We start from the raw sequence: 19242 nt of genomic DNA, 5'->3' as shown, positions 1-19242 counted from the left end.
CGCCAGATCCCTGGGGGTCAGGCCGAGAGCTCGGTGCGGCCCTTGGCGCGGCGGGCCGACAGGATGGCGCGGCCGGCGCGGGTGCGCATGCGGAGGCGGAAGCCGTGCTTCTTGGCGCGGCGGCGGTTGTTCGGCTGGAACGTGCGCTTGCTCATGGTGATGTCTCCCGTGGGGTTCGGCGCTGGGCGCCGGAAGTCGTCGCATCGAGCCCGCGAGGCTCGACGGCGCACCGCAGACCTGCTGCGGCAACCTGACGATCATACGCGAGGCCACGGGCGCGGTCAACGGCGCGGTGGCCGCTTGCGCGCCACGCCGGATCGATGCAGCGGGGACTTGCACCCGATGCGCTATGCGTGCAGACTCTATGAATCCGCGCCGCGGGAGGTGCTCAGGAGCACTGCCGCGCAGCGGACCTCTCATCCCCAGACACCTGTGGATAATGGTGTGGATCGCACCTGTCATCACGACGCCCCACGAGAGGAACCGCTGCCCCATGGCCCCGGACGACCCCACCAGGGATCTCTGGTCGAGCGTCCTCTCGGCTCTGGCGACGGATCCGCGGATTCCCCCGTCGTTGCGCGGATTCCTCGACCTGGTCGAGCCGCAGGGCGTGATGGGATCGGTGCTCTACCTCGACGTCCCGAACGATCTGACGCGCGACATGCTCGAGCAGCGCCTGCGCCTCCCGATCACGGATGCGCTTGTGGACAGCCCTGTGGACATCCAGTCGTTCAAGATCGTGGTGAACCCCGCGCTCGAGCACGAGGAGCCGCTGCCGGACGTCGTCGACGACCCCGCCTCGCACCCGGTCGTGGCGCCGATCGAGACCTTCGAGCGCTCCTCCGAGCCCTCGGGCCGCAAGGCGGATTCACGGCTGAACCCAAAGTACGTCTTCGAGAACTTCGTCATCGGCGGCTCGAACCGCTTCGCGCACGCCGCCGCCCTCGCGGTGGCCGAGACGCCGGCCAAGGCGTACAACCCGCTCTTCATCTACGGCGACTCCGGCCTCGGCAAGACGCACCTCCTCCACGCGATCGGCCACTACGCCGAAGGCATGTACCCGGGCATCCGGGTGCGGTACGTCTCGAGCGAGGAGTTCACGAACGACTTCATCAACTCGATCGCGAACAACCTCAACCAGTCGTTCCAGCAGCGCTACCGCGACGTCGACGTGCTCCTCATCGACGACATCCAGTTCCTGCGGGGCAAGGAGTCGACGCAGGAGGCCTTCTTCCACACCTTCAACACGCTGCACGACCACAACAAGCAGGTGGTCATCACTTCCGACGTGGCGCCGAAGCACCTGCAGGGCTTCGAGGAGCGGATGGTGAGCCGGTTCGAGTGGGGCCTCATCACCGACGTGACGGTGCCCGACGTCGAGACGCGCATCGCCATCCTGCGCAAGAAGGCCGAGGCGGAGCGGATCCAGATCCCCGCCGAGGTGCTGTCGGTCATCGCCGACAAGGTGCAGTCGAACATCCGCGAGCTCGAGGGCACGCTCATCCGCGTCACCGCCTTCGCGAGCCTCAACCGGCTGCCGGTCACCATGGAGCTCGCGCAGACGGTGCTCAAGGACCTCTTCTCGTTCGACGAGGAGGCGGTCGTGTCGCCGAGCGACATCATCAGCCACACCGCGAGCTACTTCCGCCTCACGGTCGACGACCTGCACGGCTCGTCGCGCTCGCAGACCATCGCGCTCGCGCGGCAGATCGCCATGTACCTGTGCCGCGAGATGACGAGCATGTCGCTGCCGAAGATCGGCCAGCTGTTCGGCAACCGCGACCACACCACGGTGATGTACGCGAACAAGAAGATCGAGAAGCTCATGCAGGAGCGCCGCTCGGTCTACACGCAGGTGACGGAGCTCACCTCGCGCATCCGGCAGTCGCCCGTCCGCTGACGTCCGTCCCGCTGGCATCCGTCCACCGCAGCCCCTCGACCGGCTCGAGGGGCGCTGCCGCGTACTCCGGAGGCGGGTTCGACGGCTGAACCCTCCATGTTGAATTCATGTGATTCGAGTGTGGACGACACGCGATGGGCTGTGGAGAGCGGGGACCCGGTCTGTGGACGGCGGGGATGACACGGATCCTGTCGTTCCACGGACCGCGGATGCGCGTCCACAGGCGATGTACAACTCACAGTCGTGTAGTTCGCCGTCGTCCACTGGCGAGGAGCCGATCGATCCACAGGTTCCACAGCGGTTATGAATGACAAGAAGAGTTTCCTGTCATCCGTCGAGCCACCAACGATGACGCCGGCGGGCGGTCGGGGCGCCGGGTCGGGCGTCGGGAGCCTGTGCCAGAATCGACAGCGCCGTGCGCCCTGCGCGTCCACGGCTCGAGCTGCCGCGCCGAGCGCGACGAGGGAAGGGTGCCGAGTGAAGTTCGTCATCAACCGCGATGTCTTCAGCGACGCCGTGTCGTTCGCCGTCAGGCTGCTGCCGCAGCGCCCGGCGATGCCGATCCTCGGCGGCGTCCGCATCGAGGCGACGGCCGACGGCGTCGTGCTCTCGTCGTTCGACTTCGAGTCGTCGGCCCGCACGCAGGTGGCCGCGGACGTCGAGACCGAGGGCGTGGTCCTGGTCTCGGGCCGGCTGCTGAGCGACATCGCGTCGAAGCTTCCGCAGCGCGAGGTCCGCATCGAGGACGACGGCCAGAAGGTCACGATCCGCTGCGGCTCGGCGAACTTCTCGCTCGCCCGCATGCCCCTCGAGGAGTACCCGACCGTGCCGACGGTGCAGGGCCGCACCGGCGTCGTCGAGGGCAAGGCCTTCTCGGAGGCGATCGGCCAGGTCGCGATCTCGGCGTCCCGCGAGGACGTCACGCCCGTCATCACCGGCGTGCAGCTCGAGGCCGCCGACACCACGCTCACGCTCATCGCCACCGACCGCTACCGCGTCTCGGTCCGCAGCGTGCAGTGGGACGCCGGCACCGAGACCGACCCGGTCACCTCGCTCGTGCCCGCCCGCACCCTCGTCGAGGTGGGCCGCACCTTCGGCTCCGCCGACCGCATCGAGATCACCCTCTCCGAGCCGGGCGACCGCCAGCAGATCGCGTTCTCGACCGCCGACCGCACGGTCACGAGCCTGCTCATCAAGGGCAACTACCCGCCCGTGCGCCGCCTGTTCCCGGAGGCCGTCGACCACCACGCGGTCGTGAGCACCTCCGAGCTGGTCGACGCCACGCGCCGAGTGCAGCTCGTGCTCGACGCCGAGGCAGCCATCCGGTACACGTTCTCGGAGGGCCAGGTGCAGCTCGAGGCGATCGGCTCCGAGCAGGCGCAGGCATCCGAGACGATCGACTGCGTGCTCGACGGCGACGACATCGTGCTCTCGATCAAGCCGCAGCTGCTCATCGACGGCATCAACGCGACGCACTCGGAGTTCGTGCGCATCGCGTTCACGCGCTCGGAGAGCTCGAACAAGCCCGGCCCGATGCTCATCCGCGGCCAGACCTCGCGCGACGACGCCGAGGCCACCGACTTCAAGTACCTGCTGCAGCCCAACCTGCTGCTGCGCTGAGCCCGCCGCCGGCGGGCGACCGAGAGCCGCATCCGCGGCAGGAGGAGGCTTCGATGCACATCGGACTCATCGGCCTGGGCCGCATGGGCGGCAACATGCGGGAGCGCCTCCGCCAGCGCGGCATCGAGGTCACCGGCTACGACCGCAACCCCGAGGTGAGCGACGTCGCGAGCGTCGACGCGCTCATCGAGGCGCTGCCGGCGCCGCGGATCGTGTGGGCGATGGTGCCGGCGGGCGAGATCACCGACGCCGTGGTCACGGAGCTCGGCGAGAAGCTGTCGGCGGGCGACCTCGTCATCGACGGCGGCAACTCGCGCTTCACCGAGGACGAGCGCCACGCGGCGCAGCTCGCCGCGCGGGGCGTTCGCTTCGTCGACGTCGGCGTCTCGGGCGGCATCTGGGGTCTCGAGAACGGCTACGGCCTCATGGTCGGCGGCGCCGCCGACGACATCGCCGAGCTCCTGCCGGTCTTCGACGCGCTGCGGCCGGAGGGCCCGCGCGCCGAGGGCTTCGTGCACGCCGGCCCCGTGGGCGCCGGCCACTACGTGAAGATGGTGCACAACGGCATCGAGTACGGCCTCATGCAGGCGTACGCCGAGGGCTTCGAGTTGCTGGAGAAGAAGGAGCTCGTGCACGACGTCGCCGGCTCGTTCAAGGCCTGGCAGCGCGGCACGGTCATCCGCTCGTGGCTGCTCGACCTGATGGTGCGCGCGCTCGACGAGGACGACGACCTGTCCGAGATCGAGGGCTACGTCGACGACTCCGGCGAGGGCCGCTGGACCGTCGAGGAGGCGATCGCCAACGCGGTGCCGATGCCGGTCATCGCCGCCTCGCTCTTCGCCCGCTTCGAGTCGCGGCAGGACGACTCCTCGGCGATGAAGGCGGTCGCGGCGCTCCGCGCCCAGTTCGGCGGCCACGCCGTCAAGCAGGCGTAGGTGCGCGTCAGCCGTCTCGCGCTGACCGACTTCCGCAACTACCGCAGCGCGGACGTCGCGTTCGAGCCGGGCGCCAACCTGCTCGTCGGCCGCAACGGCCAGGGCAAGACGAACATCGTGGAGTCGCTCGTCTGGATCGCGACCGGCTCGAGCCACCGCGTGCCCACCGACGTCGCGCTCATCCGGGCGGGGGAGCAGCGCGCGATCGTGCGCTGCACCGTCACGAACGACGAGCGCTCGTTCCAGCTCGACGTCGAGCTGAACGCGAAGGGCGCGAACCGCGCCCAGGCCAACGGCAACGGCGTGCGCATCCGCGACCTCCCGCGCTACCTGCAGGCGGTGCTCTTCAGCCCCGAGGACCTGCAGCTCGTGCGTGCCGACCCGGCGGGCCGCCGCCGGTTCCTCGATGAGCTCGCCGTCATGCGGGCGCCGCGGCTGGCCGGCGTGCACAGCGACCTCGACCGCGTGCTGCGGCAGCGCAACTCGCTGCTGAAGAGCGCTCGTGCGTCGCGGCTCCGCGAGGACGAGCTCACGACGCTCGAGGTGTGGGACGGCCGGCTCGTCGAGCTCGGGCTCGAGGTGCTGCGCACCCGGCAGGCGCTCGTCGCCGACCTCGCGCCCCACGTCGCCGAGGCCTACCGCGTGGTCGCGGGCGACGAGCACCGCGCCGAGATCGCGCTCGTCACGAACGTGCCCGCCGATGCCGAGGCGTTCCGCGCCCTGCTCGCGCAGCGCCGCCGCGACGAGCTCGACCGCGGCGTGAGCCTCGTCGGCCCGCACCGCGACGACCTGGAGCTCCAGCTCAACGGCCTGCTCGCCCGCCACTACGCGAGCCACGGGGAGTCGTGGTCGTTCGCGCTCGCGCTGCGGCTCGCCTCAGCGCAGCTGCTGCGCGACGGCTCGGGCGGCGACCCGGTGATGATCCTCGACGACGTGTTCGCCGAGCTCGACGCCGGCCGGCGGCAGCGGCTCGCCGAGGCCGCGGGCGGCTTCGAGCAGGTGCTCATCACGGCGGCGGTCGAGGACGACGTGCCCGAGGCGCTGCGCGACCACCGGATCCGGATCGATGCGGGCGTCGTCGTCGAGGCGGGCGCGGCGGCACGCACGCCGGTCGAGCGCGCGGGCGATCCGGATGTCGATCCGGACGCCGAGGCCGTGGTCGGCGTCGACGAGCGCGCGGACGCCGAGGCCGTCGATGGCTGAGCGGCCCTGGCAGCGGCTCGCGCCCACGGAGCCCGAGCGCGTGTGGCTGCGCCTCAAAGCCAAGATGGGCGACCCCGAGATGGTGACGCGCGACGGCCGACGCCGCTCGCGCCGCGACCCCGACGCCTCCGTGCCGTTCGGCAAGGGCCGCGACCCGCGCGCGCTCGGCGACGTGCTCGGCGGCTTCGCCGCCGACCGCGGCTGGACCTCGACCCTCGCGAAGGCCGACGTCATGGCGCACTGGCCCGAGCTCGTCGGCGAGGAGAACGCCGGCCGCACCGAGCCGATCGCGTTCGAGGACGGCGAGCTCACCGTGCGCTGCGCCTCGACCGCGTGGACGCAGCAGATGCGCATCCTGCGCGCCGAGACGACGACGCGCATCCTGCAGCGGTTCCCCGACTGCGGCCTCACGGGCATCCGGTTCATCGGGCCCGACCTGCCGTCGTTCCAGCGCGGCCGCCGCTCGGTGCCGGGTCGCGGCCCACGCGATACCTGGGGCTGACGCTCTGGGCTGAGGCTAGGGGTGCGGCTCGAGGGCTGAGCCTCGGCTGAGCCGCCTGCCATGCGTCGGGCCGTCTGTGCGGCTACGCTGTCTGACACCCGATGGAGGAGGACGGATGCCGAGGCCCTCGCGCACCCACGACGCGGTCGATCGGCTGCTCGACGCGATCATCGCGGGGCGGCTCACCGCAGGCGACCAGCTGCCCGCCGAGGGCCAGCTCGCCCTCGAGTTCGGCGTCTCGCGCCTCACCATGCGGGAGGCGGTCCGCCTGCTGCAGGCCCAGGGCGTCATCGTGCAGGTGCCCGGCAGCCGCCACCGCATCGCTCCGGTCGCGGAATGGACCGGCCTCGACGCCGTCGTGCGGCACGCTCGCAGCTCCGGGCAGCGCGAGCGGTCGTCGCTCGAGCTGCTCGAGGTGCGCATGATGATCGAGACCGGCGCCGCGCAGCTCGCCGCCGAGCGCCGCGGGCAGGAGCACCTCGACGGGCTGGCCGACTCGCTGCGCGCCATGGTCGAGCGGCACGAGGCCGGCGACCTCGACGGGTTCGTCGAGGCCGACCTGGAGTTCCACGACGTCATCATGCGGGCGGCCGACAACCGCATCCTCGTCGCCGCGCTCCTGCCGCTCACGACCGTGCTCGCCGCGACGCGCGGCGAGACGAGCGCGGTGCCGGTGATCCGCGAGCACGCGATCGCCGAGCACCGGGCGGTGCTCGAGGCGATCGCGACGGGCGACGCGCTCGCCGCGCGCGATGCGATGGCGAGCCACATGCAGCAGACGCGCGACGACCTCGTGCACCTCGTCCACGGCCGCTGACAGCGCTCGCGGCCGCCCTGCCGCGAGCGGCTCCTAGCGGGGACTTGACTTCCTCGCGCGCCGTCGCCCATGATGTCTGATATCTGATGGGATCGCGTCGCGAGCCCGCCCGCAGACGAAGGAGTCTCCCGTGCACGTCGACGACCTGCTCGCCGCCGCCCCCGCGCCCATCGAGATCCCCGCCGAGCGCGTCCGCGCCGTGCTCGATCCTGCCGCCGTGCTCGTCGTGCTCGACGACGACCCGACCGGCACCCAGTCGGTCGCCGGCCTCCCGGTGCTCACGCGGTGGGAGCGGGAGGACCTCGACTGGGCACTCGCGCAGCACGCGCCCGCCGTCTACGTGCTCACGAACACCCGCTCGCTCGACGAGGGCGCGGCCGAGGCCCGCAACCGCGAGGTCGTCGCCGTCGCCCTCGACGCCGCCGACGCCGCGGGCCGCCGCGTCACCTTCGTCTCGCGCAGCGACTCGACGCTCCGCGGCCACTTCCCGCTCGAGACCGACGTGCTCACCGCAGCCATCGTCGAGCGCGGCCACGCCGCCCCGCACCTGACGGTGCTCGTGCCCGCCTTCCCCGACGCCGGCCGCATCACCGTCGACGGCGTGCACCACTGGGTGGTCGACGGCGAGGCGACGCCGGTCGGCGAGACGCCGTTCGCGCAGGACGCGACCTTCGGCTTCCGAGCGAGCGACCTCCGCGACTGGGTGGAGGAGAAGACCGGCGGCCGCATCGTGCGCGACGCCGTGCACGCGCTGTCGCTCGGCACCATCCGCCGCGGGCCCGACGCGGTCGCCGAGGAGCTCCGGGCCCTCGCGGCCGGCACCGTCGTCGCGGTCGACGTCGTCGACGAGCACGACATGCGCTCGGTCGCGATCGCCCTCCACGAGCTCGACCGCGAGGGCCTCGGCGCGCTGCTGCGCGTCGGCCCGCCCTACCCGCGCGCCCACATCGGCCAGGATCTGCCCGCCGTCGTCGGCCCCGACGGCCTGGAGCTCGCGAACGAGCGCGGCGGCCTCGTCGTCGTCGGCAGCCACGTGCCGCTCACGACCGCGCAGCTCGCCGCGCTCCGCGAGGACCGCCCCGCGACCGCCACGATCGAGCTCGACGTGCGCAGCCTCATCGACGAGCGCCGCGAGGCCCACCTCGACGAGCAGGCGCGCGCCGTCGCCGACGCGATCGAGCGCGGCACCGTCATCGTGCACACGAGCCGCGAGCTGGTGACCGGCCGCGACGGCGAGGAGAGCCTCGACATCGCCCGCCGCGTCTCGAGCGGCATCGTCGAGCTCGTCGCCCGCGTGCTCGAGCTCGCCCCGCCCCGCTTCGTCATCGCGAAGGGCGGCATCACCTCGAGCGACGTCGCCTCCGAGGCGCTCCGCATCCGCCGCGCCCGCGTCGTCGGCCCCATGCTCCCCGGCATCGTCTCGCTGTGGCAGCCGGAGGCCGGCCCCGCGATCGGCATCCCCTACGTCGTCTTCGCCGGCAACGTCGGCGACACCGACTCCCTCGCCGCCGTCGTGCAGACCCTCGCGGACGACGAGCAGCACCACCAGGACTGATCGGCACCGGCCGATCCGCAGGAAGGAACCGCACAGATGACCAGCACCGTCGCCGTCATCGGCCTCGGCGCCATGGGGCTCCCCATGGCAGCACGCCTCGCCGAGCGCTTCGACGTCTCCGGCTTCGACATCGCCGCCGATCGCCTCGAGCTCGCCGCCGAGCGCGGCGTGCGCGCCGCCGGCAGCGCGGCGGAGGCCGCCTCGGGCGCCGACGTCGTCCTCGTCGCCGTCCGCACGGGCGAGCAGCTCGAGTCGCTGCTCTTCGGCGAGCAGCCCCTCGCCGAGCACCTGCGGCCCGGTGCCGCCGTGCTGCTGACGAGCACCGTCGGCACCTCGGGGATCGCCGACGTCGCCGCGCGGCTCGAGGCGATCGGCGCGCACCTCGTCGACGCGCCGCTCTCGGGCGGGCCCGTCCGCGCGGGGGAGGGCGATCTCCTCATCGTCGTCGGTGCGAGCGACGCGGCCCTCGTGGTCGCGCGCCCCGTGCTCGAGCAGCTCGCCTCGACGCTCTCGATCGTGGGCGACCGCCCCGGCGACGGCCAGGCGCTCAAGACCGTGAACCAGCTGCTGTGCGGCGTCCACATCGCCGCCGCCGCGGAGGCGCTCGCCCTCGCCGACGCCCTGGGGCTCGACCGGGAGCGCACGCTCGACGCGCTCCAGGCGGGCGCCGCGGGCTCCTTCATGCTCGGCAACCGCGGCCCGCGCGCGCTCCAGGCGTACGACGAGGGCGGCGCCGAGGTGCTCAGCCGCCTCGACATCTTCGTCAAGGACCTCGGCATCGTCGGCGACGCCGCCCGCGCCCACTACCTCGCGACGCCCGTCGCCGCCGCTGCCGAGCAGCTCTTCCTCCTCGGCGAGGCCGCCGGCCTCGGCGATCGCGACGACTCGGCGGTCATCCGCGTGGTCGCCCCGAACCGCCGCTCCTGACGCCGGAGGCGTCCGAGGCGGGGGATCGTCCCCGATCGCGGATCGCCCCGTGCAGGCCCTGGACGGCATCCGTGGACGCCGAGCGCCGTTGCGGCGGGCATCTGGATCGTCCCGATGCCCGATCGCGGCTCTCAGCGGCGCTGTGCGCTGCCCGCACCCCGCAAGCGGGGTAGACTGGGGAGGTTGCCGGACACCCGTTCCGGGCTGGCGACGCAGGCACACCGACGGCGGATGCGAGAGACGATGGCAGAGCACGACGAGGCAGCAGCGGAGCCGCAGGAGCCGACCCAGGACGCGGCGGCAGCGCCCCGCGGCGGATCGGTGCCGGACGCCGACTACGGCGCCGACGCGATCCAGATCCTCGAGGGCCTCGAGGCGGTGCGCAAGCGCCCCGGCATGTACATCGGCTCCACCGGCCCGCGCGGCCTCCACCACCTCGTCTCCGAGATCGTGGACAACGCGGTCGACGAGGCGCTCGCCGGGCACTGCGACAACATCGAGGTGACGATCCTCGCCGACGGCGGCGTGCGCGTGCGCGACAACGGCCGCGGCATCCCCGTCGACCCGCACTCGAGCGACCCCACGAAGTCGACCGTCGAGGTCGTCCTCACCGTGCTGCACGCGGGCGGCAAATTCGGCGGCGGCGGGTACGCCGTCTCCGGCGGCCTGCACGGCGTCGGCTCGTCGGTCGTCAACGCGCTCTCGACCCGGCTCGAGGTCGAGGTGCGCCGCCAGGGGCACGTGCACCGCCAGTCGTTCGCGATCGGCGAGCCCGAGGGCCCGCTCCAGGTCGGCGAGGTCACCGCCGAGACCGGCACGACCGTCACGTTCTGGCCGAACCCCGACATCTTCGAGACCGTCGAGTTCGACTACGAGACGCTCGCGAAGCGCTTCCAGCAGATGGCCTTCCTCAACAAGGGCCTCCGCATCGCCATCGAGGACCTCCGCCCCGAGGCGATCATCGAGCCCGACGCCGACGAGGACGGGAGCGAGCCCACCCAGCGCGCCGACGCCTACCTCTACGAGCAGGGCCTCAAGGACTACGTCGCCTACCTCAACGAGTCGAAGAAGTCGGAGCCGGTGCACCCGGAGATCATCGACTTCGAGGCCGAGGACACCGAGCGCCGCATCTCGGTCGAGATCGCCATGCAGTGGACCGGCTCCTACCAGGAGGCCGTCTACACCTACGCGAACACGATCAACACGCACGAGGGCGGCACGCACGAGGAGGGCTTCCGCGCGGCGCTCACCACGCTCGTCAACCGCTACGCGCGCGCCACGAACCTCCTGAAGGAGAAGGACGAGAACCTCTCGGGCGACGACGTGCGCGAGGGCCTCACCGCCATCGTCTCGGTGAAGCTCGGCGAGCCGCAGTTCGAGGGCCAGACGAAGACGAAGCTCGGCAACACCGAGGCGAAGTCGTTCGTGCAGCGCGTCACCGGCGAGGAGCTCGGCCACTGGTTCGAGGCCAACCCGCAGATGGCGAAGGAGATCGTGCGGAAGGCCATCCAGGCCGCCACCGCCCGCATCGCCGCGCGCAAGGCGCGCGAGCAGACCCGCCGCAAGGGCCTGCTCGAGTCGGGCGGCATGCCCGGCAAGCTCAAGGACTGCCAGTCGAAGGACCCGTCGATCTCGGAGATCTTCCTCGTCGAGGGCAACTCGGCCGGCGGCTCGGCCGTGCAGGGCCGCGACCCGCACACGCAGGCGATCCTGCCGCTGCGCGGCAAGGTGCTCAACGTCGAGAAGGCGCGCCTCGACCGCGCGCTCGGCAACGCCGAGATCCAGTCGATGATCACCGCCTTCGGCGCGGGCCTCGGCGAGGACTTCGACCCCGAGAAGGCCCGCTACCACAAGATCGTGCTCATGGCCGATGCCGACGTCGACGGCCAGCACATCACGACGCTGCTGCTGACGCTGCTGTTCCGCTACATGCGGCCGCTCATCGACCTCGGCTACGTCTACCTCGCCGCGCCGCCGCTCTACAAGATCAAGTGGTCGAACGCCGAGCCCGAGTACGCCTTCAGCGACCGCGAGCGCGACGAGCTGCTCGCCAAGGGCCAGGCCGCCGGCCGCCGCGTCCCCAAGGACAACGGCGTGCAGCGCTACAAGGGCCTCGGCGAGATGAACTACTCGGAGCTGTGGGAGACGACCATGGATCCCGAGACGCGCATCCTCAAGCAGGTCACCCTCGACGACGCCGCCGTCGCCGACTCGATCTTCGCCACCCTCATGGGCGAGGACGTCGACGCGCGCCGCACGTTCATCCAGAAGAACGCCCGCGACGTCCGCTTCCTGGACATCTGAGGCTGAGAGAGCACGATGACTGACACGAACACGCCCGACGAGCCGCAGGAGCGCACCGGCATCGAGCAGGTCGACCTGCAGCTCGAGATGCAGCGGTCGTACCTCGACTACGCGATGAGCGTCATCGTCGGGCGCGCGCTGCCCGAGGTGCGCGACGGCCTCAAGCCCGTGCACCGCCGCGTGCTCTACGCGATGTACGACGGCGGCTACCGCCCCGACAAGGCGTTCTCGAAGTGCTCGCGCGTCGTCGGCGACGTCATGGGCCAGTTCCACCCGCACGGCGACTCGGCCATCTACGACGCGCTCGTGCGCCTCGTGCAGCCGTGGAGCCTCCGCTACCCGCTCGCGCTCGGCCAGGGCAACTTCGGTTCCGCCGGCGACGACGAGGCCGCGGCGCCCCGGTACACCGAGACGAAGATGTCGCAGCTCGCCATGGAGATGGTGCGCGACATCGACGAGGACACCGTCGACTTCCAGGACAACTACGACGGCCGCACCCAGGAGCCGTCCGTCCTGCCGGCGCGCTTCCCGAACCTGCTCGTCAACGGCTCGGTCGGCATCGCCGTCGGCATGGCGACGAACATCCCGCCGCACAACCTCCGCGAGGTCGCCGACGGCGCCATCTGGCACCTGCAGCACCCGGATGCGACGAAGGAGGAGCTGCAGGTCGCGCTCATGCAGCGCATCCACGGCCCCGACTTCCCCACGGGTGCGCAGATCCTGGGCACCAAGGGCATCCAGGAGGCGTACCGCACCGGCCGCGGCTCCATCACGATGCGCGCCGTGGTCACGGTCGAGGAGATCCAGGGCCGCACGGCCCTCGTCGTCACCGAGCTGCCGTACCAGGTGAACCCGGACCGCCTCGCGGTGCGCATCGCCGAGCTCGTCAAGGACGGCAAGCTGCAGGGCATCGCGAACCTCGAGGACCAGACCTCGGGCCGCACGGGCCAGCGCCTCGTCATCACGCTCAAGCGCGACGCCGTCGCGAAGGTCGTGCTGAACAACCTGTACAAGCACACGCAGCTGCAGGAGAACTTCGGCGCGAACATGCTCGCGATCGTCGACGGCGTGCCGCGCACGCTCTCGGTCGACGGCTTCATCACGAACTGGGCCGACCACCAGGTCGAGGTCGTCGTGCGCCGCACGCAGTTCCGCCTCGCGCAGGCCGAGGAGCGGATGCACATCCTGCGCGGCTACCTCAAGGCGCTCGACGCGCTCGACGAGGTCATCGCGCTCATCCGCCGCTCGTCGACGACCGAGGCCGCCCGCGACGGGCTCATGGAGCTGCTCGAGATCGACGAGGTGCAGGCCCGCGCCATCCTCGAGCTGCAGCTGCGCCGCCTCGCGGCGCTCGAGCGCCAGAAGATCCACGACGAGGCCACCGAGCTCGAGACGCGCATCGCCGACTACCGCGACATCATCGCGAGCCCCGAGCGGCAGCGCACGATCATCGTCGACGAGCTCACCGAGATCGTCGACAAGCACGGCGACGACCGCCGCACGCAGATCCTGCACGGCTTCGACGGCGACGTGTCGATCGAGGACCTCATCCCCGAGGAGCAGGTGGTCGTCAGCCTCACGCACGGCGGCTACATCAAGCGCACCCGCATCGACCAGTACCGCGCGCAGCACCGCGGCGGCAAGGGCGTGAAGGGCGCGCAGCTGCGCAGCGACGACGTCGTCGACCACTTCGACATCACCTCCACGCACGACTGGCTGCTGTTCTTCACGAACCTCGGCCGCGTGTACCGGATGAAGGCGTACGAGATCGCCGAGGCCGGCCGCGACGCGAAGGGCCAGCACGTCGCCAACCTGCTGGCGATGCAGCCCGAGGAGCAGGTGCAGACCGTGCTGCGGCTTCGCACCTACGACCAGGCCGACTACCTCGTGCTCGCCACGCAGCAGGGCCAGGTGAAGAAGACGCGCCTCGAGCTGTACGACACGAACCGCACTGGCGGCATCATCGCCATCAACCTCGGCGAGGGCGACCGCCTCATCTCGGCCATGCTCGCGAACGCCGACGACCAGATCCTCGTCATCACGAGGTCCGGCCGCGCGGCGCGCTTCGAGGCGACCGACGAGGCGCTGCGGCCGATGGGCCGCGCGACGGGCGGCGTGCGCGGCGTGCGCCTGCGCGACGACGACGAGGCGCTCGCCGCGATGGTGATCGGCGACGAGGGCTACGTCTTCGTCGTCACCGAGCAGGGCTTCGGCAAGAAGACCGCCGTGGCTGACTACCCCACGAAGGGCCGCGGCACGCAGGGCGTGCTCACGTTCTCGTCCGGCGACCACGACCGCGGCACCCTCGTGGGCGCCACGATCGTGCACGACGGCGACGAGCTGCTGCTCATCCGCACCTCGGGCAAGGTCATCCGCTCGAGCGTCGACGAGGTGCGCGCCACCGGCCGCACCACGATGGGCGTGCAGTTCGCCGAGAAGTCGACGACCGACCCGGTGCTCTCGATCGCCCGCAACGTCGAGGAGGAGGTCGAGGAGGCCGTCGCCGAGGCCGCCGAGGCGCCCGCGACGACCCCCGCGCAGGACGCCCAGACGGGCGTCGCGCAGGTGGAGGCCGCGGAGACCGAGGGCGCTATCGTGGACGGCACGGACGCGACCGCGGCCGGAGACGCCGCCGAGACCGGCACCGACGAGACCGGCACCGAGGGGACCGACGCATGACGAGCATCGCCGAGAAGCTGCAGAGCAAGGCCCCCCGCCGCTCGGGCTCGTCGAAGCAGGTGCGCCTGCGCCTCGTGCACGTCGACTTCTGGTCGGCCATGAAGGTCTCGGCGATCCTCGGTCTCGTGCTCGGCATCGTGCAGCTCGTGGTGACGTTCGTCATGTGGTCGCTGCTGTCGGTCGTCGGCCTGTTCGACAAGATCGACGAGGTGCTGCGCGACATCCTCGCCCAGCCCGACTTCGCGATCACGTCGATCGTGTCGCTGCCGCAGGTGATGATGTTCACGCTGCTCGTCGCGGTGCTGAACTTCGTCGTCATCACCGTCCTCGGCGCCGTGGTCGCGGTGCTGTACAACCTGTCGGTGCGCATCACCGGCGGCCTGCAGGTCGGCTTCGCCAACCAGTAGGGGATCGCGCGCGAGCGCGGCTCGCCGACGTGTCCTCCGGGACGATTCGGTCTGGTAGAGTCGATGCTTGTGCTCGGGGCTATAGCTCAGGCGGTTAGAGCGCTTCGCTGATAACGAAGAGGTCCCTGGTTCGAGTCCAGGTAGCCCCACCACGCACAACTCCCACGGCCGGCGCCGGCCACGGGGCCTTAGCTCAGTTGGTAGAGCGCCTGCTTTGCAAGCAGGATGTCGGGAGTTCGATTCTCCCAGGCTCCACGTCCAAGCCCCCGCTCGCGCGGGGGCTTCGTCGTTCCCGCGCTTCCGCTCACGCGTCCCGTCGCAGCTCCTGGCGGCGCGCGAGCGCGGCCGAGCCCACGAGGGCGGCGACGGCGACCGAGATCGCAGCGGCCATCGGCCCGGCGAGCGCACCGTCGGGCGCCGAGAGCAGCGACGTCGGCGACCAGCCGGCGATCGCGTCCACGGCGCCGAGCACCGGCAGGATCAGCACGAGCACCGTGCTGACGGCGATGGCCGTGGCCGTTCGCCTCGTGGCGGCCATCACCAGGACGCCGAGCGCCATGGCCATCGCCAGGTATCCCGTCGACGCGACCCCGACGCGCACGAGCGCGTCGACGTCGACCGGCCCGATCAGCACCGCGGTGAGCAGCGCGGCGAGCACGAGGCCGAGGGCGTGGCTCACCGCGGCGGCGATCCATCCGACGATCGCGCGCGGCAGCACCAGCAGCTCGATGCGGGACACGCGGGTCCGGTAGAACACGGACGATCCCGGCCGCGCATCCCACGAGAGCCCGGTGATCGCGACCACCACCGCGAGGATGAGCCCCAGCTGCATCGCGCTCTGCTGGAACAGCGCGATGCCGGCGGCCGGCGTCGCCGGTGCCGCCTCGACGGTCAGCTGGTCGCTGCCGCCGGCGGCCGCGAGGACCTCGGGGAGGGACAGCGCGAGCGCCGGGCCGGAGAGGCCGAAGAACGCGGAGGCGAGCAGCAGGCCCGCGAGCAGGCCGGATCGGGCGAGGCGCCGCGCCTCGAGCCGCGCGGCGGCGAGCGCGATGCTCACGCGACGATCCGCTCGCGGACGAGCCGAGCGAACGACGCGTCGAGGTCGCGGTCCCGCAGGGTCACCTCGACGATCGGCGCCCGCAGCGACTCGAGCACCGGCAGCAGCCCGTCGGCCGCGGCGTCGAAGCTCTCGAACCGCACCGTCCACACCTCGTCGGAGACGCGCTCGAGGCGCACGACCCCCGAGGCATCCGGAGCCTGTCGCGGCCCGAGCGACGACGGCACGACGCCGAGCGGCGACGGCCCGGCGAGTCGGATCGTCCACTCCGGCGCGAGCCCGGCACCCAGCACCTCGGCCGTGCTGCCGTCGGCGACGACCCTGCCGCGGTCGAGCACGACGACGCGGTCGGCCACCTGCTCGACCTCGCCCAGGGCGTGGCTGCTGAGGATGACGCAGCGGCGCCGGCCCTCCGCGGCGATCAGGTCGCGCACCTCCGAGCGACCGATCGGGTCGAGCGCGCTGCTCGGCTCGTCGAGGATCAGCACCGCGGGATCGGCGACGAGGGCGGCCGCCATGCCGAGCCGCTGCAGCATCCCGCGCGAGAAGCCGCCGACGCGTCGCTCCGCGACCGCCTCGATGCCGCAGCTGGCGAGCGCGGCCCGGACGGCGTCGCGCGCCGCATCGGTGCCGCGCACGCCGGTCAGGGCGAGGGACGTCTCGACCACCTCGCGCGCGGTGAGCCACGGCTCGAACTGCGGCACGTCGGGGCAGAGCGCGACCCGGGCGTCGGCGTCGCCCAGCTCGACGGCCCCCGAGTCGGCGCGCGCGAGCCCGGCCACGATGCTGAGCAGCACCGTCTTGCCGGCGCCGTTCGGGCCGACGATCGCGGTGACCGCCCGGTCGTCGACGGCGAGGTGCACGTCGTGGATGCCGCCGCCGCCGGGGAAGACCCGGGTCAGCGAGCGGACGACGACGGCCGCGCTCATCGGAGCATCCCCTCGGTCGCAGCGCCGCTCCCGCGCCCGACCACGAGGTAGGCGATCGCGCCGACCGGCACGGCGAGCAGGACGATGACTGCCCAGACGACCTTGGGCAGGTGCCGCACCGGTGAGCGGACGATGTCGACGAGCGCCCAGGCGACGAGCGCGAGCGCGAGGAGCAGCGCGGGCACGAGCGGCAGGAGCATCGCGCCCCCGAGGTCGAGGAGGTTCACGGCGCGTCCGTCCCGTCGGCGCCGTCGCGGGGGAGCAGCACGGTGCTCAGCACGCGGCGCCGCCGGTGGGGTGCCGCGTCGTTGCCGAGCACGCCCTCGAGCGCCGCCATCAGCGCGGTGCCCAGCGCGTCGACCTCGTCGTCGCTCGCCCAGAAGGCGGCCTGCGCGAAGCTCACCCGGTCGGCCGCGAGGTCGATGCCGCCCGGGGCGACGTAGTCGGCGAAGTCGCGGATGAGGCCCGACGCGAACACGGTGAAGGCCGCGAGCAGCTGCTCGCCGTCGAGCGCGCCCAGGTCGTCCGCCGTCGGGTTCGCGAACCCTGCGGCGAGGCGGTACGTGCGCTCGCTCGCTCCGCCGACCCGCTGCTCCTCGGCGACCTCGAGCAGCCCGTGCCCCGCGAGCTGGCCGACGTGGCGGTACAGGGTCGCGATGGGCACGTCGTCGAGCCGATCGTGGAGCGCGCGGGTCGTCAGCGCGCCATCGGCGAGCATCGCCTGCACGATGCGGAGGCGGACGGGGTGGAGGAGCACGGAGGCGGAGTCCATGCGAGCACGATATCACTATCGATACTGATATTGCTATGACGGCTCCTCCATGCGGAGGCCACACCCGGGCCCGGCTCGGCGAGCCGCGCCGGGCGGGAATGCGAGGATGGTGGGGATGGAGCAGCAGCGACCCGGACTCCTCGCCCGCCTCGTCGGCGCGATCCGCACCGACGCCTCCTCGCGGCCAGCGACCGAGCTGCTGCAGACCGTCGACGCGATCCGCGCCACCCGCGTCATCGACCTCGCGATGCGCATCGCGGAGTCGCTCATGACCGTCGGCGCCTCCGCGAACGACGTCGCGCTCGCGACGAACCGCGTCGCCGCCGCCTACGGCATCCGGCCGCTCCACACCGACGTGACCTACAACTCGATCGGCGTCTCGTACCACCGCGGCGACGACGACGACCCCATCACGCTGCTCCGCGTCGTGCGGGCGCCCTACCCCGACCACGCGAAGCTGCAGCGCCTGCAGGCGCTCGTGGCCGACATCGAGGCGGGCCTCGAGCTCGAGGCCGCCCGCGCGCGCTTCCACGCCGTCCGCCGCACGCCGTTCCTCTACCGGCCGATCGTCGTCGTGCTCGCCCAGGGCCTCCTGGGAGCGGGCGTCGGCGTGTACTTCGGCGCCGGCTGGGCCGTCGTGCTCATCGCCTTCCTCGCCTCGGTCGCCGCGGCGGTCGCGCAGCGGGGCATGGCGCGGCTGCGCGTGCCGTTCTTCTTCTCGCAGATCGCGGGTGCGCTCGTCGTCACCGGGTTCGCGGTGGCGGCGAACCAGCTGAGCGACCTCGGCATCCCCTGGCTCGAGGGCATGCGCCCGTCGATCATCGTCGCGGCGGGCATCGTCCTCATGCTCGCGGGCCTCACCGTCGTCGGCGCGGCCCAGGACGCGATCGACGGGTTCGCGCTCACGGCTGGCGGCCGCATCCTCGACATCGTCCTGCTCACGCTCGGCGTCGTGCTCGGCATCGTCGGCGGGCTCTCGATGGCGAGCAGCCTCGGGATCGGCTTCATGGTCACGAGCGCGGCCCCGCCGGTCGGCGCGCTGCCCCTGCAGGCGGTGGGCGCGATCGCCATCGCCGTGTCGGTCGCGGTCATGAACGGCGCGGGGCTGCGCACCACGATCGTCTCCGCGGTGCTCGGCGGCATCGCATGGGGCGGCTTCTCGCTCGCCGGGCTCGCGGGCCTCGAGGTCGCGGTGGCGAGCGGCATCGGCGCGCTCGTCGCGAGCTTCATCGGCATCCTCGTCGCCCACCGCCTCCACGTGCCCTCGATCGCCGTGACGACCGCCGCGATCGTGCCGCTCGTGCCCGGCTACGCGGTGTTCCGGGGTCTGCTCGAGCTCGTCGAGGCGGGGGAGTCGGCGGCGAGCCTCGTGGTGGGCGCGGCCACGCTCGTGGGCGCCGGCGCGATCGGCATCGCGCTCGCCTCGGGCGCCTCGCTCGGCCTCTTCCTCGGTGCCCCGGTGCGCGACACGGTCGAGAGCGTCGTGCGTGGTCGGGGTCGCGCCCGCTAGCACCGCGACGCGCCTCTGACCGGGGATGTCTGATTCCCGGCTGGCCTTCTGCGCGCAACAGGAGTACCGTTGCCCGGTCCCCCGACGCCGCTGCGACACGCCGCTGCTCGGGGGATTCGACGTGT

The 19242-nt window shown here is 72.1% G+C and carries 17 protein-coding genes and 2 tRNA genes; 14 read left to right on the top strand and 5 right to left on the bottom strand.

Annotated elements, in window-relative coordinates; genetic code table 11:
• Positions 1-17 precede the first annotated feature (17 nt).
• Positions 18-155: a 50S ribosomal protein L34 gene (gene rpmH / locus IEW90_RS00685; RefSeq protein ID WP_022889115.1), complete on the bottom strand. Its 138-nt coding sequence runs from the start codon at positions 153-155 to the stop codon at positions 18-20.
• 338 nt (positions 156-493) lie between these two features.
• Between rpmH and dnaA the strand changes: the two genes are divergently transcribed.
• The 13 genes from dnaA (at position 494) to IEW90_RS00620 (ending at position 15104) form a co-directional block, all read left to right on the top strand.
• A complete protein-coding gene (gene dnaA / locus IEW90_RS00680; RefSeq protein WP_188714959.1) occupies positions 494-1900 on the top strand; it encodes a chromosomal replication initiator protein DnaA in 1407 nt (468 codons plus the stop codon).
• A 477-nt stretch (positions 1901-2377) separates the two neighbouring features.
• Positions 2378-3520, top strand: a complete 1143-nt coding sequence (dnaN, locus tag IEW90_RS00675; RefSeq protein WP_188714957.1) for a DNA polymerase III subunit beta — start codon at positions 2378-2380, stop codon at positions 3518-3520.
• Positions 3521-3573: 53 nt separating this feature from the next.
• Positions 3574-4455, top strand: a complete 882-nt coding sequence (gnd, locus tag IEW90_RS00670; RefSeq protein ID WP_188714955.1) for a phosphogluconate dehydrogenase (NAD(+)-dependent, decarboxylating) — start codon at positions 3574-3576, stop codon at positions 4453-4455.
• Positions 4456-5658, top strand: coding sequence for a DNA replication/repair protein RecF (gene recF, locus IEW90_RS00665; RefSeq protein WP_188714953.1), 1203 nt, complete (start codon positions 4456-4458; stop codon positions 5656-5658).
• The gene (locus tag IEW90_RS00660) at positions 5651-6160 is read left to right on the top strand and encodes a DciA family protein (protein ID WP_188714951.1); all 510 of its coding nucleotides are present in this window, start codon (positions 5651-5653) and stop codon (positions 6158-6160) included. Before recF ends, IEW90_RS00660 begins: the two co-directional genes overlap by 8 nt.
• A gap of 115 nt (positions 6161-6275) precedes the next feature.
• Complete coding sequence (locus tag IEW90_RS00655) at positions 6276-6977, top strand: FadR/GntR family transcriptional regulator (RefSeq protein WP_188714949.1); 702 nt, start codon at positions 6276-6278, stop codon at positions 6975-6977.
• Between the two features lie 130 nt (positions 6978-7107).
• Positions 7108-8532, top strand: a complete 1425-nt coding sequence (locus IEW90_RS00650; RefSeq protein WP_188714948.1) for a four-carbon acid sugar kinase family protein — start codon at positions 7108-7110, stop codon at positions 8530-8532.
• Between the two features lie 36 nt (positions 8533-8568).
• Positions 8569-9459 carry an NAD(P)-dependent oxidoreductase gene (locus IEW90_RS00645; RefSeq protein WP_188714945.1) on the top strand — a complete coding sequence of 297 codons (891 nt, stop codon included), beginning with the start codon at positions 8569-8571 and terminating at the stop codon, positions 9457-9459.
• A 243-nt stretch (positions 9460-9702) separates the two neighbouring features.
• The gene (gene gyrB, locus IEW90_RS00640; RefSeq protein WP_188714943.1) at positions 9703-11763 is read left to right on the top strand and encodes a DNA topoisomerase (ATP-hydrolyzing) subunit B; all 2061 of its coding nucleotides are present in this window, start codon (positions 9703-9705) and stop codon (positions 11761-11763) included.
• A gap of 15 nt (positions 11764-11778) precedes the next feature.
• Positions 11779-14442, top strand: a complete 2664-nt coding sequence (gene gyrA / locus IEW90_RS00635; protein WP_188714941.1) for a DNA gyrase subunit A — start codon at positions 11779-11781, stop codon at positions 14440-14442.
• Complete coding sequence (locus IEW90_RS00630) at positions 14439-14849, top strand: DUF3566 domain-containing protein (protein WP_188714939.1); 411 nt, start codon at positions 14439-14441, stop codon at positions 14847-14849. The genes gyrA and IEW90_RS00630 overlap by 4 nt, the downstream gene beginning before the upstream one ends.
• 75 nt (positions 14850-14924) lie before the next feature.
• Positions 14925-15001 (top strand) — tRNA-Ile (locus IEW90_RS00625).
• Between the two features lie 30 nt (positions 15002-15031).
• Positions 15032-15104: transfer RNA gene (locus IEW90_RS00620), tRNA-Ala, on the top strand.
• Positions 15105-15153: 49 nt separating this feature from the next.
• Here IEW90_RS00620 and IEW90_RS00615 read toward each other — a convergent pair.
• The 4 genes from IEW90_RS00615 to IEW90_RS00600 are packed head-to-tail and all read right to left on the bottom strand — an operon-like array spanning position 15154 to position 17607.
• On the bottom strand, positions 15154-15906 hold the full coding sequence (locus tag IEW90_RS00615) for an ABC transporter (RefSeq protein WP_188714936.1): 753 nt from the start codon (positions 15904-15906) through the stop codon (positions 15154-15156).
• Positions 15903-16835, bottom strand: a complete 933-nt coding sequence (locus tag IEW90_RS00610; RefSeq protein ID WP_188714934.1) for an ABC transporter ATP-binding protein — start codon at positions 16833-16835, stop codon at positions 15903-15905. Before IEW90_RS00610 ends, IEW90_RS00615 begins: the two co-directional genes overlap by 4 nt.
• Complete coding sequence (locus IEW90_RS00605) at positions 16832-17062, bottom strand: PLD nuclease N-terminal domain-containing protein (RefSeq protein WP_188714931.1); 231 nt, start codon at positions 17060-17062, stop codon at positions 16832-16834. Before IEW90_RS00605 ends, IEW90_RS00610 begins: the two co-directional genes overlap by 4 nt.
• Positions 17059-17607, bottom strand: a complete 549-nt coding sequence (locus IEW90_RS00600) for a helix-turn-helix domain-containing protein (RefSeq protein ID WP_188714929.1) — start codon at positions 17605-17607, stop codon at positions 17059-17061. Before IEW90_RS00600 ends, IEW90_RS00605 begins: the two co-directional genes overlap by 4 nt.
• Before the next feature lie 115 nt (positions 17608-17722).
• Here IEW90_RS00600 and IEW90_RS00595 point away from each other — a divergent pair, with 115 nt between their 5' ends.
• Complete coding sequence (locus tag IEW90_RS00595) at positions 17723-19117, top strand: threonine/serine exporter family protein (RefSeq protein ID WP_188714927.1); 1395 nt, start codon at positions 17723-17725, stop codon at positions 19115-19117.
• The last annotated feature ends 125 nt before the right edge of the window (positions 19118-19242 follow it).

The sequence above is a fragment of the Agrococcus terreus genome, assembly GCF_014645235.1.
GTDB classification, from domain to species: domain Bacteria; phylum Actinomycetota; class Actinomycetes; order Actinomycetales; family Microbacteriaceae; genus Agrococcus; species Agrococcus terreus.
Note: the sequence above shows the minus strand (reverse complement) of the source record. Positions and strands in the feature narration are given on the sequence as shown.

Coding starts and splice junctions, on each gene's coding strand:
- rpmH (WP_022889115.1), bottom strand. CDS start 155: ATGAGCAAGCGCACGTTCCAGCCGAACAACCGCCGCCGCGCCAAGAAG.
- dnaA (WP_188714959.1), top strand. CDS start 494: ATGGCCCCGGACGACCCCACCAGGGATCTCTGGTCGAGCGTCCTCTCG.
- gnd (WP_188714955.1), top strand. CDS start 3,574: ATGCACATCGGACTCATCGGCCTGGGCCGCATGGGCGGCAACATGCGG.
- IEW90_RS00660 (WP_188714951.1), top strand. CDS start 5,651: ATGGCTGAGCGGCCCTGGCAGCGGCTCGCGCCCACGGAGCCCGAGCGC.
- IEW90_RS00655 (WP_188714949.1), top strand. CDS start 6,276: ATGCCGAGGCCCTCGCGCACCCACGACGCGGTCGATCGGCTGCTCGAC.
- IEW90_RS00645 (WP_188714945.1), top strand. CDS start 8,569: ATGACCAGCACCGTCGCCGTCATCGGCCTCGGCGCCATGGGGCTCCCC.
- gyrB (WP_188714943.1), top strand. CDS start 9,703: ATGGCAGAGCACGACGAGGCAGCAGCGGAGCCGCAGGAGCCGACCCAG.
- gyrA (WP_188714941.1), top strand. CDS start 11,779: ATGACTGACACGAACACGCCCGACGAGCCGCAGGAGCGCACCGGCATC.
- IEW90_RS00630 (WP_188714939.1), top strand. CDS start 14,439: ATGACGAGCATCGCCGAGAAGCTGCAGAGCAAGGCCCCCCGCCGCTCG.
- IEW90_RS00610 (WP_188714934.1), bottom strand. CDS start 16,835: ATGAGCGCGGCCGTCGTCGTCCGCTCGCTGACCCGGGTCTTCCCCGGC.
- IEW90_RS00600 (WP_188714929.1), bottom strand. CDS start 17,607: ATGGACTCCGCCTCCGTGCTCCTCCACCCCGTCCGCCTCCGCATCGTG.
- IEW90_RS00595 (WP_188714927.1), top strand. CDS start 17,723: ATGGAGCAGCAGCGACCCGGACTCCTCGCCCGCCTCGTCGGCGCGATC.